Origin of the sequence: Paenibacillus sp. KS1 (genome assembly GCF_001680695.1) — a bacterium.
GTDB lineage: Bacteria > Bacillota > Bacilli > Paenibacillales > Paenibacillaceae > Paenibacillus_B > Paenibacillus_B suaedae.
On sequence record NZ_MAIS01000248.1, the window covers coordinates 1 to 1144 of the forward strand.

1 pseudogene is annotated in these 1144 nt (G+C 37.8%); it reads right to left on the bottom strand.

Annotation, left to right across the window (positions count from 1 at the left end):
• Positions 1 to 157: 157 nt before the first annotated feature.
• Positions 158 to 667 (bottom strand): annotated as a pseudogene (locus BBG47_RS29240) (transposase); the annotation flags it as partial.
• Positions 668 to 1144: the final 477 nt, after the last annotated feature.

Here is a 1144-nt window from a genome sequence, read left to right on the forward strand (position 1 = left end):
TTCTTTGTTTTGCTCAAAATGAACTACTTGGTTACAGATATTATTGCATACATTTTAGCTATTGTTTGGATTGTGGCTACAATAAGAGGCATGAAACACCGGAAGTGATCAGAATCAAATCTAATGATAAGAACACCTTGGTAGAGATTTAATAACCCTTAGGATAAGCTGCTTTCCACTTATCACAGAAAGCTTCTAGAGCGGCTATTCCAGACTGCTTATCTTCAGCTCGGTACACAGCTTTGAAGTCATCACATATGCTCGCTCAATCAGCTACATGTACTTTAATGAGTAATATTGCGTGCTACATGAACGCAGCAGAATTGGTACTTGGCATGAGGATATACTTGCTCGATAGCGACCACAATGTCCTTTAATCTGAGCTGGACATCTTCTGTACCACAGGTTTCAACCTCCTGCAGTAGCTCATTCCAGACGAAGGCTGATTCAGTAGAGGCAAAGGTATAGGTTAGAACTTCCTTGGAGCCGTCCTCACGTATATCGACTGCAAGATATACAGCTTCCTTTGAGACCGTTTCACGTTTGACTGCAATGTAAGTAGCGTCAATATAGATGCAAATATTACGCTTAGCTAGTGCCCGCTTTGCGAAAGCGTCGACATTTGCTCGACAATAGCCTTCGTTATATTGGATACGGTTTGTTGTGTAGGATCCAAAACAAAAAAAGTTATATTACCACCAAGATTGGTATTACTCTAACTGTATATATTACTAAATAATATTTCATCGGGGTTAATCGGTATAGTTACCAGCTTAAGTTTATTTTTTGGTACCGGGGCTTCTAAAACAGTTAAGTTTGATGGTTCAACTCCTATTACACTCAATGGAAATTTGATAGATTCAAAAGTATCAGTGTTGGAATTATATATTCGAAATACATTTGATACTGACTGGCGTGGGGAACTTATTGAACGACTCTAGTTAAAACAAAAAGGAGTAACGAATGCTACTCCTTTGCTCTTTCTTCCATTCGTTATAAAATTTGACTTCGCAACAAAGTAATATAGTCTTGTTTTTCTGATAACCGCAGATACGGTTATTGTGACTACTGTAAGCATTCTACATTAACCATTTTTCTTGATCCGCATGTGGATTGTCAACACTAAACTAGACAACTTTTTTAA